15 protein-coding genes are annotated in these 15,117 nt (G+C 72.3%); 10 read left to right on the top strand and 5 right to left on the bottom strand.

Annotation, left to right across the window (positions count from 1 at the left end; genetic code table 11):
- Position 1: 1 nt before the first annotated feature.
- Positions 2–328 carry an AzlD domain-containing protein gene (locus tag AB0G84_RS12450; protein WP_361318941.1) on the bottom strand — a complete coding sequence of 109 codons (327 nt, stop codon included), beginning with the start codon at positions 326–328 and terminating at the stop codon, positions 2–4.
- Entirely contained in the window at positions 321–962 is a 642-nt protein-coding gene (locus tag AB0G84_RS12445) for an AzlC family ABC transporter permease (protein WP_361319259.1), read from the bottom strand. The genes AB0G84_RS12450 and AB0G84_RS12445 overlap by 8 nt, the downstream gene beginning before the upstream one ends.
- 204 nt (positions 963–1,166) lie before the next feature.
- On the opposite strand from AB0G84_RS12445, the gene AB0G84_RS12440 reads away from it, so the two are divergent.
- Positions 1,167–1,607, top strand: a complete 441-nt coding sequence (locus tag AB0G84_RS12440) for an Lrp/AsnC family transcriptional regulator (RefSeq protein WP_361318939.1) — start codon at positions 1,167–1,169, stop codon at positions 1,605–1,607.
- A 79-nt stretch (positions 1,608–1,686) separates the two neighbouring features.
- Positions 1,687–2,418, top strand: a complete 732-nt coding sequence (locus AB0G84_RS12435) for a class I SAM-dependent methyltransferase (RefSeq protein ID WP_361318937.1) — start codon at positions 1,687–1,689, stop codon at positions 2,416–2,418.
- Between the two features lie 103 nt (positions 2,419–2,521).
- Here the strand turns inward: AB0G84_RS12435 and AB0G84_RS12430 are convergent, their stop codons facing one another.
- Positions 2,522–2,920, bottom strand: a complete 399-nt coding sequence (locus AB0G84_RS12430; protein WP_361318935.1) for a nuclear transport factor 2 family protein — start codon at positions 2,918–2,920, stop codon at positions 2,522–2,524.
- 95 nt (positions 2,921–3,015) lie between these two features.
- Between AB0G84_RS12430 and AB0G84_RS12425 the strand changes: the two genes are divergently transcribed.
- Positions 3,016–3,375 (top strand): helix-turn-helix domain-containing protein, encoded by a 360-nt coding sequence (locus tag AB0G84_RS12425; RefSeq protein ID WP_361318933.1) that lies wholly within the window; start codon positions 3,016–3,018, stop codon positions 3,373–3,375.
- A gap of 173 nt (positions 3,376–3,548) precedes the next feature.
- Here AB0G84_RS12425 and AB0G84_RS12420 read toward each other — a convergent pair whose 3' ends face one another.
- Complete coding sequence (locus tag AB0G84_RS12420; protein ID WP_361318931.1) at positions 3,549–5,195, bottom strand: APC family permease; 1,647 nt, start codon at positions 5,193–5,195, stop codon at positions 3,549–3,551.
- Between the two features lie 334 nt (positions 5,196–5,529).
- Between AB0G84_RS12420 and AB0G84_RS12415 the strand changes: the two genes are divergently transcribed.
- On the top strand, positions 5,530–6,369 hold the full coding sequence (locus AB0G84_RS12415; protein ID WP_361318929.1) for a DUF1206 domain-containing protein: 840 nt from the start codon (positions 5,530–5,532) through the stop codon (positions 6,367–6,369).
- 144 nt (positions 6,370–6,513) lie between these two features.
- Here AB0G84_RS12415 and AB0G84_RS12410 read toward each other — a convergent pair whose 3' ends face one another.
- Positions 6,514–7,395, bottom strand: coding sequence for a LysR family transcriptional regulator (locus AB0G84_RS12410; RefSeq protein ID WP_361318927.1), 882 nt, complete (start codon positions 7,393–7,395; stop codon positions 6,514–6,516).
- Between the two features lie 76 nt (positions 7,396–7,471).
- Between AB0G84_RS12410 and AB0G84_RS12405 the strand changes: the two genes are divergently transcribed.
- The 6 genes from AB0G84_RS12405 to AB0G84_RS12380 all read left to right on the top strand — a co-directional run bounded on the left by AB0G84_RS12405 (position 7,472) and on the right by AB0G84_RS12380 (position 15,103).
- A complete protein-coding gene (locus AB0G84_RS12405; protein ID WP_361318925.1) occupies positions 7,472–8,185 on the top strand; it encodes a hypothetical protein in 714 nt (237 codons plus the stop codon).
- A gap of 244 nt (positions 8,186–8,429) precedes the next feature.
- On the top strand, positions 8,430–10,655 hold the full coding sequence (locus AB0G84_RS12400) for a SpoIIE family protein phosphatase (RefSeq protein ID WP_361318923.1): 2,226 nt from the start codon (positions 8,430–8,432) through the stop codon (positions 10,653–10,655).
- A gap of 217 nt (positions 10,656–10,872) precedes the next feature.
- A complete protein-coding gene (locus AB0G84_RS12395; RefSeq protein WP_361318921.1) occupies positions 10,873–11,535 on the top strand; it encodes a hydrolase in 663 nt (220 codons plus the stop codon).
- 5 nt (positions 11,536–11,540) lie between these two features.
- The gene (locus tag AB0G84_RS12390; protein ID WP_361318919.1) at positions 11,541–12,053 is read left to right on the top strand and encodes a DoxX family protein; all 513 of its coding nucleotides are present in this window, start codon (positions 11,541–11,543) and stop codon (positions 12,051–12,053) included.
- Positions 12,054–12,158: 105 nt separating this feature from the next.
- Positions 12,159–12,989 carry an alpha/beta hydrolase gene (locus AB0G84_RS12385; protein ID WP_361318917.1) on the top strand — a complete coding sequence of 277 codons (831 nt, stop codon included), beginning with the start codon at positions 12,159–12,161 and terminating at the stop codon, positions 12,987–12,989.
- A gap of 227 nt (positions 12,990–13,216) precedes the next feature.
- Complete coding sequence (locus tag AB0G84_RS12380) at positions 13,217–15,103, top strand: amidohydrolase (protein ID WP_361318915.1); 1,887 nt, start codon at positions 13,217–13,219, stop codon at positions 15,101–15,103.
- Positions 15,104–15,117 lie beyond the last annotated feature (14 nt).

Raw genomic sequence — 15,117 nt, 5'->3', positions numbered from 1 at the left:
GTCAGGCGGCGGCGAAGACCGTACTGGCCAGCAGGACATGCACCGCGGTACCGCCCAGCACGCTCAGCACGGCATGGCGCTTCCACAGGTGCAGGCCCAGGGTGACCGCCAGGGCCAGACCGGCCGGCAGCGCGGCCGGCGCCGAGACGTGCCGGAGCGTGTAGACGGTGAGGATCACCATCACCCCCACCGGCATGTGCACGCTGAGGTGGTGGACCGCGGCGCTGGCCCGCAGCGGCGCCAGCGCGGTGAACGGCAGCGCCCGCAGCGCCCAGGTGATGCCGGCGGAGAGGGCCACGGCGCCCGCCACATACGACGGATCAGGCATCGGTCGACCTCCGCTTCGCCAGGGCGTGCCGGGCCAGCAGTCCGGCGGTGAACAGGCCCAGGGCGGCGAGCAGCATCTGACCGGGCACCAGGAACCGTGCCACCAGCGCGCACACCAGGGCCAGGACCGGGGTGGGCAGATCGCGCCGGGCCCGGTAGGCGTCGACGGCCAGCACCACGAACAGCGCGGTCAGCGCGAAGTCCAGACCCCTCAGCCCGGCCGGGACCACCGCCCCGCACAGCGCGCCGACGGTGGCCCCCGCGACCCAGTACGCCTGGCACAGGACCTGGAGCCACACGATCCGCCGGCCGCTCCAGGACCGTGCGCCTTCGCCGGTGGTCAGGGCGTAGGCCTCGTCGGTCAGCGCGAAGGTGCCGTACGCCCGGCCGGAGCGGGAGGCGATCCGGTGCAGCGGGAAGGACAGCGCGTAGAACACATGCCGGAAGTTGACCAGGAACGCGGTCAGGGCGACCTGTGCCAGGGGCGTGGCGGCGGCGACCAGACCGACCAGGAGGAACTCCAGCGACCCCGCGTAGACCACCGCGGTGAACACCGTGGCCCACCACCAGGCCAGGCCCGCATGGACGACCAGCACCCCCAGGGCGACCCCCAGTGGGAACAGGGCCAGGCCCACGGAGCTGGAGTCCTTCACGGCCGCCCGGAAATCGGACGGTGCCGGGGTGGGGGCCGAGGCCGGGGGTGGGGGAGCGGGCGGTGCAGGAGGGCGGCCTATGGTGCCGGCCGGTGCGGCGTTCATACGGGAAATGTTAGGCGTTTTCGCGCGTAATATGGTGTTGAGTTATTCCCCTGGAGCGCGAGGTAGCGCAACATAGTGACCATGGATAGCGTCGATCGCGATATTTTGTTTCACCTGCGCCAGGACGGTCGGCTGACCAATGTGGAATTGGCCAAGCGGGTCGGGCTCACCCCGCCGCCCTGCCTGCGCCGGGTCAAGCGCCTGGAGGACGCCGGGATCATCACCGGATACCGGGCGCGCATCGACCCCGCGGCGGCCGGCCGTGGCTTCGAGGTCATGGTCGCCGTGGAGATCAGCGTCAACGACCTGCAGACCGTCGAGGAGTTGGAGACCGCGATCGCGTCCTACGACGAGGTCATCGAGTTCCACCGGCTGTTCGGGCGGCCCGACTACCTCGTCCGCGTCGCCGTCGAGGATCCGGCCACCTTCGAGGCCTTCCTGACCACCAAGCTCATGGGGCTGCGGGCGGTCGCCCGGGTCGACTCCCACCTGATCATGAAGAAGATCAAGACCGACGAGTGACCGTCTGCCGGCCCGGAGGCTGTTCCGCGCCGGGAAATCCGGTGGCGTGGCGGGCCGCCTGCTGGTTGACTCCTCGGCCGTGACCGGATTCAACGATCCTTCATTCTTTGACCGTTACGCGCACGAATACGACGAGCGGAACTGGATCGACCCGGGCCCCGCCGTCGACTTCCTGGCAGATCTGGTGCCGGAGAACGGACGGGTCCTCGAACTCGCCGTCGGCACCGGCCGGGTCGCGCTCCCGCTCGCCGCCCGGGGCGTCCGGGTGGAGGGCATCGACGGCTCTCCCGCGATGGCCGAGCGCTTGCGCGCCAAGCCCGGCGGCTCCGACATCCCCGTCACCATCGGCGATATGGCCGACGTCCCGGTGGAGGGTCCCTTCCAGCTCTCGTACCTCGTGTACAACACCCTGTTCAACCTGCCCAGTCAGGCCCGGCAAGTCGACTGCTTCCGCAATGTCGCCGAAGTGCTCGCACCCGGCGGCTGCTTTGTGGTCGAGTGCTTCATCCAGGACCTGACCGAGTTCGACCGCCACCAGCGGGTCGCCACCCGGCAGTTGTCCGACGACGCGGTACACATGGAGTTCCTGCTGCACGACCCGGTGGAGCAGGCCGTCACCTATCAGCGCGTCACCTTCGGCCCCCAGGGGACCTCGCTCCGGCCGCTGCGACTCCGTTACGTCTGGCCCAGCGAGATGGACCTCATGGCGCAGCTCGCCGGTCTGCGGCTGCGCGAGCGCTGGACGGACTGGGCCCGCAGCCCCTTCACCGCGGCGAGCCGCGGGCACGTCTCGGTGTTCGAGAAGGCCTGACGGCCGCCCGCTCCGGGGGCCCGGGCGTACGCCGTCCAGCGCACCGTCGTCGGCTCGGGCCGGGCCGGACACCCGGCCCGGCCCGGACACCTGTGACGGCGGGTCAGACGAAGAAGGCGTTCATCCCGTCGACATCCGACAGGTAGGTCTCGATCGACTCGACCTTCCCGTCCCGCAGCCGGCACACCGTCGACAGGTACTCGTCGAGGACGAGGTCGCCCCGGCGTGCGGTGTTGTGCAGGGAGAGCGCCACGTTCTCCCTGCTGACCAGGGTGTGCAGCAGCTCGAAGGCGAGCCCGTAGCCGGCGATCCGCTGCGCCCGCTGGACGATGGCGTCCGCCCCTTCGGCCGGGCCGGAGATGGCGTTGTCCCCGGGCAGCACCCATACCGCGTCCTCGTGCAGCAGGGACCGGATGCCCGCCCAGTCGGCGTTGATCAACGCGGTGTGAAAGGCCTTGCCCACCCGGTACTGCGCGCTGGTGCCGTTCGCGTCCGTGCTCATGTCGTGTGCCCCAATCCCCATGGTTCGATAGTTCGACTGTACGCGAACATTAATCACACCGAATCGTCGCGTCAAAGTACGCGTATCATCGAACTATGGCGACGCCGAGGAACCCGAACCGTGACGACCTCCGCATCACCGAGGTGCTGGAGGCGCTGTCCCATCCGCTGCGCCTGCTGGTCGTGCACCGGCTCGCCCAACGCGAGCGGGAGGGCGAGGAGATGTCCTGCGGGGACCTGCTCCCCGAGGTGTCGAAATCCACGGCCAGCCACCACTGGCGGGTCCTGCGGGAGAGCGGCGTGGTCCACCAGCGCCGGGACGGCCGCCGGTTGCTCCTCCACCTCCGCCGCGCCGACCTCGACGCCCGCTTCCCCGGAGTGCTCGACGGCGTCCTGGTCGCGGCGGAACGCGACCCGGGAGTGGCCGGGGCGGTGGACACCGGGGGAGACGCCTGACCGGCGAGAGACACTTGACCGGCGGGGTTCCGGTCGGGCGCGGCGGCACCTGGCGGCGCATGCTGACGGGTCCTCCGCGGCTCCCCGTAGCGGCAACCTCCGGGCGGGCCCCGCCGAGGCGACCCGCAACCACGGGATGTCGTAAGGATGTCGGGGGAGCGGCCGGTCCGCGGTCAGCCGCCGGACACCACCTCCACGGACCCGATGTACTCCTGCGTCTCCGCGTCCGGCAGCCGCACGTGCTGTGCCCAGAAGTAGATCGCCAGGCTGAAGCCCGCGATGACCGCCATGTCCCACCACAGCGGCAGGGCGTCCGTGGCGCCACAGGACGCCGTGGCGGCCGGGCCGGTGCTGCAGAACCCGCCCTGCCAGGAGATCACGCCCATGCCCAGCAGGTACACCGGCAGCCACTGCGCGGACCGCCAGTCCAGGTGCGGCACCTTGGGGTTGAGCCGGAGCAGCGCCGATCCGCCGAGCAGCACATAGCCCAGTACGATCGCCACCCCGAGCCGCCACAGGGTGTCCCAGCCGGCCCAGTAGATGATCAGGTTGGACACGATGAACGCCAGCGGCGCCCAGAACATCCCGGCCGGCAGTCGGTAGGGCCGCGGTCGGTCCGCGTCCTGTTTGCGCAGGCAGCCGAAGGCGAGCGGGGCACCCGCGTACATCAGTACGCTCGCCGAGGTCACGAACCCGACCAGCTTCTGCCAGGTGGGGAACGGCAGGAAGACGACCAGCCCGATGACGAACGCGAACAGCAGGCCGAACCACGGCACCCCGCGCTTGGTGGTGCGCTCGAAGACGGCCGGCACATAGCCGTTGCGGGACAGGCCGTAGGAGACCCGGGAGGTGGCGGTCATATAGATCAGGCCCGTACCGGACGGCGAGATCACGGCATCGACATACAGCAGGGTGGCCAGCCAGCCGAGCCCGATCGCGCTGGCCAGGCCGGCGAAGGGGCCCGCCTTGCCGGCGAACGACAGGTCGGCCCAGCCGTGGGCGAACGCGCTGTGCGGCAGCGCCCCGATGAAGACCACCTGGAGTCCGATGTAGATCAGCACGCCGATGAGGATCGAGCCGATCACCGCGCGGGGGATGTCCCGTGCCGGATTGCGGCTCTCGCCGGCCAGTTGGTCGGCCTGCTCGAAGCCCAGCAGCGCGAAGATGATGCCGCTGGTGCTGATCGCCGAGAGCACGCCCCGGGCGCCGAACGGGGCGAAACCCTGGTAGCCGAAGTTGTCGCCGTGGAAGGCGGTCGCCGCCAGGACGACGATGGTCAGGACGGGGACGAACACCTTCCACCAGGTCGCCGCGCTGTTGGTGTGCGCCAGCCATCGGATGCCGCAGTAGTTGACGACGACGAAGAAGGCCATGAAGGCGACGGCCAGACCGTATCCGGCGGGCGTCAGATGGTTCTTCCCGGACTGCACCCAGGGCGCGTGCACGCTGAGGTAGTCCAGCGACGCCATGACCTCGATGGGGGCGACGGTGACCGCCTGCAGCCAGGAGAACCAGCCGAAGGAGGCGCCGGCCGCGCTGCCGAACGCGTAGTGGGGGAAGCGCGCGGTGCCTCCCGCGACCGGATACAGCGCGCCCAACTCGGCGTGCACAAAGGCCAGCAGGATGATGGCGAGGGCCCCGATGACCCAGGAGATCAGGGCGGCGGTGCCGGCCGCCTGCGCGGCGAACAGCGCGCCGAACAGCCACCCGGAACCGATGATGGACCCCTCCGATGTCCAGATCAGCCCGATCAGTCCGATGTCCCGTTTGAGGCCGGGACTGGTGGGTGGAGCCGGCGTGGCCGACGCGTGCATCTCCATGGTGCGTGCCCTCGATGTCCGGGGTGGGCGCACAGCGCGGCGCGCACCGGATGCGCTGCGCGGAGCGTTATGCGCGGGGGTTGAGGTGTTTTGCCCCACTACTCTAGGAATTCCAGGCAATTTCGTGCGGGAACCGGCGCGCCGCGCGGAGCGTGTCCACCGTGACTCCAAGGCGGGGTGGGCACCGATGACGACGAGCGGTTGCGGACGGTCTCCGGCACACCTGGGCGGCCTCCGGTGCGGAGGCCCTCGGTCGGGGGCGGCGATTCACACCGGGCGTCCGGGGCAGACGCAGTGCACCGCCGGCGGCGGCACCAGGCCCTGTGGAGGCAGCATGAACGCGACAGTCCCGATTCCGGAGATCGGCCGGACGGCTCGGCGCGGCGCCCGCAGCAACCCGATCCGGGTTGCGGCGCGCTGTGGCTTCCTCGCGCGGGGGGTGATCTACCTTCTGGTGGGCGTGCTGGCGCTGCGGATCGCGTTCGGGGACTCCGGTGAACAGGCGGACCGCGGCGGGGCGCTGGCCGAACTGGCCACTGCGCCGCTCGGCAATCCGTCGATCTGGGCACTCGGCCTCGGCCTGGCGGGAATGGCGCTGTGGCGGCTCTCGGAGGCGCTGTTCGGCGCGGCCGGCCCGGACGGCCACCGGCCCGGCAAGCGGTTGCTCTCGCTCGGCCGGTGCGTCTTCTACGCCACTGTGTCCCTGTCCGTCGTGGAGTTCGCCGCCGGCCGGGAGGGCGACGGCAGCGGGGCGAGCGACCAGCAGTCGCGGGACGCGACGGCCACGGTGCTGGAATTCCCCGGTGGCCCCTGGCTGGTGGCGGTGGCCGGGGCAGGTGTGGTCGTCGCCGGTGTGTGGATCGCGGCGCGGGCCGCCCTCCGCTCCTTCCGGAAGAACCTCAGGCGGAACGAGATGTCGCGGCGCACCCGGCAGGTCGTCGACGCCCTCGGGGTGTCCGGCGGAGTCGCCCGGGGCGGTGTCTTCGCGGCGGCGGGGGCGTTCGCCGTCAAGGCCGCGGTGCACCACGACCCGGGGAGCGCCAAGGGCATGGACGACACCCTCCGTTCCTTCGCCGACACCCCGGCGGGCCCCTGGCTCCTGGTGCTGGTCGCAGCGGGGCTCGCCCTGTTCGGTGTGTTCTCCTTCGCGATGGCCCGCTGGCGGAAGGTCTGAGGGAGCCGGCGAGCGGGGGAGCGGGGGCGGAAGGGGCGGGGAGCGAGAGGGGGCGGGGCCGGAGTGTGGGGGCGGGTGCCGCCGGCACATCGGCCTCGGGGGCCGAGGGCAACGGCCGCGTGGGCGGCCCCGGGGCGACCGCTGTCACCCGGCCCGGAGGAGTTCGACCAACTGCCGGGCCGGCCCGCTGGGGTGGGCGGGGTGGACGAGTTCGGTGCGGTGGACCAGCCGTGGCTCCGCCACCGGTACGACCGCACCGCCGAGCGCGGCGGCCAGCGGGCGGGGGAGGGCGGCGAGGCCGTGGCCCGCGGCGGCGAGCGCGCCGAGGCCGTGCAGGTCGGTACCGCGGTGCCGGACCCGGGGACGGAAGCCGTCGGTGCGGCAGACGGTGCGCAGCCGGTCGAGTGGGACGGCGGTGTCGGGGGCGTCGATCCACTGAGCCTGCGTCAGGTCTGGCAGGCGCACCGAGTCGCGCCGGGCCAGGGGGTGACCGTGGGGGAAGAGCACGGCCAGGGTCTCCTCGGCCGCGGCGAGGGTGGTGGTGGGACCGAGGTCGGGCAGCGGGAGCGGGTCGCTGGGGGCGGCGACGCCGTCCACCAGGCCGGCGTCGGCGCGCCCGGTGAGCACGTCCCCGAGCACCGCTTCCCGTCGCCGCACCCGCACCTCCAGGTCCAACGAGCTGACGATGGCGCGCAGTTGGGCCAGGGCCTGTGCGACGGCCGGGGTGAGCGCGGCCGGCGAGCAGGCCAGGGTCAGCCGGGTGGAGCGGGTGTGCCGCAGACGGGCGAGGTCGGCGCGGGCGGCATCCAGGCGCAGCAGCAGGGCGGGAGCGTGCTCCATCAGCCGGGCTCCGGCCGGGGTGGGAGCCACGGGGCGGCGTTCGACCAGCCGGGTTCCCAGGTCGGTTTCGAGCGCGGCGATGTGCTGGGAGACCGCGGACTGCGTATAGCCGAGGGCCGAGGCGGCGGCGGAGAACGAGCGGTGGTCGAGGACCGCGACGAAGGTGCGCAACAGATGCGGGTCCATGCGCATCAGTATCGCTGATGGTGAGTGCAGTGATCATCGTTGGACCTGATGTGCACGGGGTTGCAGGATCGTCGCCATGAATCACCACACCGCACGCATCGCCCTGGTCGGGGACCGCTCCGACGCCGTACGGTCGCACGCCCGCATCCCCGGTCTGCTCGACGCGCTGCGCGGGCGCGACGGGTTGGACCTGGACGCCTACTGGATCCCCAGCCAGGACGCCGGTCAGGGCGTGGCCGGGTTCGACGCGGTGTGGGTCCTGCCCGGCAGTCCCTACCGCAGTGAGGCCGGTGTCCTGGCGGCGATCCGGGCGGCACGCGAAGGTGGCATCCCTTTCCTGGGCACCTGCGGCGGCTTCCAGCACGCGCTGCTGGAGTTCGCCCGCAACGTCTGCGGCCTGACCCGGGCCGGCCACGCCGAGAACGCCCCGGGAACGGCCGATGAGGACGCCGTGGTCCAGCCGCTCGCCTGTTCCCTGGTCGGCCACGAAGGCCTGGTGACCGTTACGCCCGGCTCCCGGGCCGCGCACCTGCTGGGTGCCGACCGCACACCGGCGCGCTATCACTGCGACTACGGCCCCAACCCCCGCCACCTCGACATCCTGCGGGCACACGGCCTGGCGTTCACCGGCACCGATGAATCCGGCGACCTCCGCATCGCGGAACTGCCCGCCCACCCCTTCTTCCTGGCCACCCTCTTCCAGCCCGAGTTGGACGGCGACGGCACCCGGGCCCACCCGCTGATCACCGGACTCGCCTCGGCCGCCGTCGAACACGCCGGCGGTCGATGAGCGCGGTGGGCGGCGCGGGCCGGTGCGGCCTGGTGCGGCCTGGCGTGTGACGACAGCCCGGGTGGTGCGCCGCCCCGCTTCCGACCGCCGCCCGACCGCACCGAGGGGCAGCGGAGCGTCGCCCGGAGGCCTCGGCCTTCCCGGTATTCCCCACGGGGACCGGGAACGCGGACAGCAGTGGGCCGGAATCGTTCAATTTTTGACATTCCCCTCGCCGGTGACGGGTGCCTTCTACGGTTCGCCCATGGAAGATCCCGGTCGCCGCACGCTGGCGGCACGTACCGTCGGCCCCGCGGGCCGCCCCCCGTCCGATCCCGCCGTATGGCTGGCCGCCCTGCACCGAGCGGCCCCGAAGGTGGCGCGTTCGCGCACCGCCCGGGAACTGCTCGCCGGTGTCCTCGACGCGGCCGCGCCACTCCTGGGCGACCTGGGCGGTGCCGTCCTGCTGCTGGACGCGTCCGGCCGCTACCTGTTCCTGGTGGCCTCCCAGGGGCTGCCCGCCGAAGTGGCCCTCCCCATGGAAGCCATCGGCATCGACGAGGACCTCTCGGCGACCGACGCGGTGCGCAAGGCGCGTCCGGTCTGGCTGAACGCCTTCGCGCAGCGGCGGGCGCGCTATCCGGGGCTGATCGAGCGGCTGCCGATCGACCTGGTGACGGGGTCCCTGCCACTGATCGACAACGACACGGTCATCGGCGTGCTGATCGTGCTGCGGCAGCACGAAACCGGCTTCTCCCCCGTCGAGCGGGGTTTCCTCCAGAGCCTGACCGATCACGCCGGGCCCGCGCTGGCCGCACTGACCGGACGTCAGCTGGAGCACGGCGGGCCGGAGGACGGGGACGTGGCCGCGGACGCCAGCGGCACCATGGAGCTGGGGACGTTCGTCTGGCACCTGGACACCGGCGTCGTCGAGGGCGATGACGCGCTGGCCCGACTGCACGGGCTGGCGCCGCGGTCCGATCCGCCGCTCACCCTGGACGACTTCCTCTCCCAGGTGCCCGCGACGGACCTGCCCGCACTACGACAGAGCCTCGGACACATCGCCCAGCGGTGCGCCGACTACCAGGTCCGCTACCGGGCGTACGACGCCACCGGGCGGCTGCGCACCCTGGAGGCCCGCGGCCGGGCCCATCCGGACGCGGACGGCCACCCGATGATGATGGACGGCCTGGTCGCCGATGTCACCGTGGCCTGCGACCGCCAGCACCTGAACCAGCGTCTGCTGTCCTCCCAGGCAGAGCAGTCGGGTCGGCTGCGGGACCTGGCGACGCACCTGGTGAGCGCGGCCAGCCTGGACGAGGTGGCCGGCGCCACCGGGACCGCCCTGCGGGCGTTCGGGGCCGACGGGCTGCTCGTGGTGGACACCGAACGCGACCGTCTCCGGGTCATCGCGTCCTGGGGGTACGGTCCGGCGGAGACGGCGGCCGCGGAGGGCTTCCCGTTGGACGCACCGACGCCCTTCCGGGACGCGCTGCTGGGCGGCACCCCCACCTTCGCCGGCTCCCTGCGGGAGGGCCTGGCCACCTACCCCCCCCTGGTCGACTTCGCGCACACCACCAAGCGCCAGTCCTGGGCGGTCCTGCCCCTGCCCACCACCCAGGACGGGAACGGCGCCGCCTGTCTGATCGGCTTCCCCACGCCGCACGAGTTCGCCGCCGCCGAACGGTCGTTGATCACCGTGGTGGCGGCGCTGCTGGCCCAGGCGATGGAACGGGCCCGCATCCACGACCGGGAACACCGGCGCGCCGTCGAACTCCAACAGGGCATGCTTCCGCAGGCCCTTCCGGAACTGCGCCACACCACCGTGCACACCCACTACCGGCCCGCGGCGGAGGGCGCCGCCGTCGGCGGGGACTGGTACGACGCCTGGCACACGCCCTCGGGCGAACTGGCCCTGGTGGTGGGCGATGTGCAGGGGCACAGCACCGCGGCCGCCGCCCTGATGGGACGGCTGCGCACCGCAGTGCGGGCCTACAGCGCCGAGGGGCACTCGCCCGCCGACGTCCTGCACCGCACCAACGCGCTGCTCACGCACTCCTCGACCGATCCGGACGCCGCGCTCTTCGCCACCTGCGTGATAGCCCACCTCGACGCCGAAACCGGACGGCTGTCCCTGTGCCGCGCCGGGCACCCGCAGCCGCTGCACGCCGCACCCGGGAGGCAGCCCGAGATCCTCCCCGTCGAGGGCGGTCTGCCGCTGGGCATCGATCCGGACGCGGTGTTCCCCACCACCTCGGTGACGCTCCAGCCGGGGGCGCACCTGTTGCTGTACACGGACGGCCTCGTCGAACGGCCCGGGCTCGACCTGGACACCGGAACCGGGCAGCTCCTCTCGGTGCTCGGCTCCGGGCTGCGCTCGGTGCCCGAGGGCGACCTGCTGGCGCACATCGAGCGGGTCTGCCTGCCGGCCCCCGTCCCCCGCGACGCCGACGACATCGCCGCCCTGTACCTGCGCTGGCGGGGGCCCTGACGGCGCTCCGTGCCGCACGTCGGGCGCGCCGGCGGTGCGGAACGCGCACTCCCCTCGGCCGGAGGCAGGCCGCCGGCTCCTCGGGCAGTGCACTGTGGTGCCAACTCCCGGGCACGCAGGGAAAAGTCGGGTGGTCCGGACGGTCGTAGTTTCGGGGTGCGCTGAGCTGCGGGAACGCGGCGGGCGACACTCCTGACCGCTCCGAGAGGACACCCTCATGTTCGACATCACCCAGGTGCAGGCCGCCCCGAGCGCGGACCTGCTCACGCCCGACAACGCGGTCATGGTCTTCGTGGACCACCAGCCGCAGATGTTCTTCGGCACCGGGAGCGGTGATCGCTCCGCGATCATCAACAGCACGGTGGGCCTGGCGAAGGCGGCCCGGGCGTTCGACGTGCCGGCCATCCTGACCACCGTTGCCGCCGAGTCGTTCTCCGGGCCGCTGCTGCCGCAGCTCGCCGAGGTGTTCCCCGGGCAGGAGGTCATCGACCGCACGTCGATGAACGCCTGGGAGGACGAGGCCCTGGTGGCGGCGGTCAAGGCGACCGGGCGCAAGAAGATCATCCTGTCCGGGCTGTGGACCGAGGTCTGCCTGGTGCTGCCCACGCTGTCCGCGCTGGAGCAGGGGTACGAGGTCTATGTGGTGTCCGACGCCTCCGGCGGCGTCAGCCCGGCCGCCCATGAGCACGCCCTGCAGCGGATGCTGGCCGCCGGCGCCGTGCCGGTCACCTGGGTGCAGGTACTGCTGGAACTCCAGCGCGACTGGGCGCGCCAGGAGACGTACGGCGAGGTGATGGAGATCGTCAAGGCGCATGCGGGCGCGTACGGTCTGGGCGTGGTGTACGCGCAGACCGTCATCGGCGCGCACGCGGTCGGCTGACCTCCTTGGACACCGGCATCCTGATCCTGCGTCTGGTGGCCGGCCTGCTCATCGCGGGCCACGGCGTGCAGAAGGTCAGCTCGCACCTGGGTGGCCGGGGACTCGCCGGAGGCGCGGACGAGTTCCGCGCCGACGGCTTCCGCGGCGGAACCCTCACCGCCCTCGCGGCCGGCGGCGGCCAGATCGGATCGGGCCTGCTGTTGGCCGTCGGGTTCCTGACCCCGCTCGCCGCGACCGGCGCCATCGGGGTCATGACCGTCGCCCTCACCGTGAAGTGGCACAACGGCCTCTGGGTGCAGAACGACGGCTATGAGTACCCCCTGGTCCTGATCGTCACCGCCGCCGCGCTGGCCGCCACCGGCCCCGGTGCCTGGTCGCTCGACGCGGTGTGCGGCCTGACGCCGTACCCGCTGTGGTGGGCGGCCCTGGTGCTCGCCGCGGGCGTGGGCAGCGGGCTGCTCACCCGGCTCGCACTACACCGCGCACCGGCGCCGCCGCGGGCGGCCGACCGGCGCTGAGCGGGCGGCCGCCCGGACCGGGCCCGGCCGCTCGCGTACACCCCCTTGCCCGGACGGCCGGGCCCCACCAACCCCCTACTGGCATTCACCACGAGGAGAAAGACCATGCCGTTCATCAAGGTCGCCGAGGGCAACTCCGCCCCCGTCGAGCTCTACTACGAGGACCACGGGACCGGACAGCCGGTGGTGCTGATCCACGGCTGGCCGCTGAACGGGGCCTCCTGGGAGAAGCAGACCAGCGCGCTGCTCGCCGCCGGCCACCGGGTCATCACCTACGACCGGCGCGGTTTCGGCCGCTCCGACCAGCCCGCCGACGGCTATGACTACGACACCTTCGCCTCCGACCTGAACGAGGTGCTCACCGCGCTGGACCTGCGCGACGCCGTGCTGGTCGGTTTCTCCATGGGGAGCGGCGAGGTGACCCGGTACCTCGCCGCGTACCGTTCCGAGCGGATCGCCAAGGCCGTCATGATCGGCGTTGTGCCGCCCTTCCTGCTCAAGACGGACGACAATCCGGGCGGCGTGGACGCGGCCGTCTTCGAGGGCATCGAAGAGGCCATCGTCGCCGACCGGTTCGCGTTCATGACCGCCTTCCTCGCCGACTTCTACAACGTCGACGTCCTGGGCGGCGAGCGCATCAGCGAGCAGGCGGTCCGGGCCAGTTGGAACGTCGCCGTCGGCGCCTCCGCCAAGGGCACCCTCGACTGCGTCCAGGCCTGGCTCACCGACTTCCGTGCGGACCTGCCGCGCATCGACGTGCCCACACTGATCATCCACGGCGACGCCGACCGCACCCTGCCCATCGAGTCCACCGCGATCCCCCTGGCGCAGCGCATCGCCGGCGCCGAACTCAAGGTCGTCCCCGGCGGCCCGCACGGCCTGATCTGGACGCACGCCGACGAGGTCAACACCGCCCTGCTCGCCTTCCTCGGCTGAGCCGTCCCCCTCCCGCTGCGTACGGGGCGCCGCCACTCCTCGCGTGCAGCGTCCCGCACGCCGTTCACCGCCCCCTCCCGGCACGCCGTGCACCGCCCCCCCCGTACGCCGTGCCCAGACCCTCCCGTACTCCCCACCGAAGGAGAGACCCCCATGTCCGCACAACCGGTACCGCAGCCCGCCGACCGGGCGTTCGCCGAGGCCGCCACCCCGCGCGAGGCCCTGGCATGACCGGGACGACGAGCATGCCCGTGGCGGGCGTCCTCCCCGCCCAGCGCCCGGAACAGCCGGCGGCCGACCTCCTCGTCCGCAACGCGAAGGTGTTCACCGGAGACCCCGGCCGCCCCGAGGCCCGCGGCGTCGCGATCCGCGATGGGCGGGTGGTGGCCCTCGGCGACGACCACGACCTCGCCGGCCTCGTGGGTCCGGCGACCCGGGTCATCGACGCGCTGGGCCGCCGGGTGATCCCCGGGCTGAACGACTCGCACCTGCACGTCATCCGGGGCGGCCTGAACTACGTACTGGAGCTGCGCTGGGACGGTGTGCGCAGCCTCCGGCAGGCACTGGCCATGCTGCGCGAGCAGGCCGGCCGCACGCCCAAGGGGCAGTGGATCCGGGTCGTCGGTGGCTGGACCGCCGAGCAGTTCGCCGAACGCCGGATGCCGACCGTGGCCGAGCTGAACGCAGCCGCGCCCGACACACCGGTGTTCGTCCTGCACCTCTACCAGTCGGCGCTGATGAACCGGGCCGCCGTACAGGCCGCCGGGTTCACCCGCGAGACCCCCGATCCGCGCGGCGGACAGATCGTCCGGGGGCGGAACGGCGAACCGAACGGAATACTCCTGGCGGCGCCCAGCGCCCTCGTCCTGTACTCCACCCTCGCCAAGGCACCGGCCCTGGACGCGGCCGACAAGCGGACCTCGACGCGGCACTTCCTCCGCGAACTCAACCGCTTCGGGCTGACCTCGGCGGTCGACGCCGCCGGCGGGTTCCAGAACTTCCCCGACGACTACGCCACCGTCATCGACCTGGCCCGGACGGGGGAGTTGACGCTGCGGATCGCCTATCACCTGTTCCCGCAGACCGCCGGTCAGGAGCTGGCCGATCTGAAGCGCTGGACCGAGACGGTGCGGCCCGAGGACGGCGACGAGTGGCTCCGCCTGAACGGCGCGGGGGAGAACCTGACCTGGGCCGCCGCCGACTTCGAGAACTTCTCCGAACCCCGGCCCGAACTCCCCGAGGGGTACGAGGCCGAGTTCGAGCGGGCAGTTCGGCTCCTGATGGAGCACAACTGGGGCTTCCGGCTCCACGCGACCTATGACGAGACGATCCGCCGCGACCTGGCCGTGTTCGAGAAGCTCGCGGCCGAGGGGCTCTTCCCGGGCGGGAACCGCTGGCTCTTCGACCACGCCGAGACCGTCTCGGCCGACAGCCTGGAGCGGATCGCGGCCCTCGGCGGCGCCCTCTCCGTACAGAACCGGATGTCCTTCCAGGGCACGGCCTTCCTCGACCGCTACGGTGCCGAGGCCACCGCCCACACCCCACCGGTCCGGGCCATGCTCGACCGGGGGCTGACCGTCGCTGCCGGGACCGATGCCACGCGGGTGTCCTCGTACAACCCCTGGGTCTCGCTGCACTGGCTGGTCACCGGCCGCACCGTCGGCGGCACCGCGCTCTACCCGCCCGCGAACCTGATCAGCAGGGAGACCGCCCTCGGCCTCTACACCCGAGGCGGTGCACACCTCACCGGCGAGCAGGAGGTCAAGGGCACCCTGCGGGAGGGCTGTTACGGCGACCTCGCGATCCTGACGGACGACTACTTCACCGTGCCCGAGGCCGCCATCCCCGACATCGAATCCCTGCTCACCGTCGTCGGCGGCCGCATCGTGCACGCCGGTGCCGAGTACGAGGGCCTCGACGAGGCCCTCCCGCCGGTCAGCCCCCAGTGGGCCCCGGTTGCCCGCTTCGGCGGATACCAGTCCGGCGGCGCACGCCAGGCCGACCTCATGGCCGAGGCGGTCGCCGAGTCCGAACAGCACCGCCGGTGGCGGGTCGCACGCGGCTCCGCCCCCGGAACGCCGCCGCCCTTCATCGACCCCTGCTTCGCGCACTGACGACGGAACGAGGG

Origin of the sequence: Streptomyces sp. NPDC020742 (assembly GCF_040641675.1) — a bacterium.
Lineage (GTDB): Bacteria > Actinomycetota > Actinomycetes > Streptomycetales > Streptomycetaceae > Streptomyces.
Note: the sequence above shows the minus strand (reverse complement) of the source record. Positions and strands in the feature narration are given on the sequence as shown.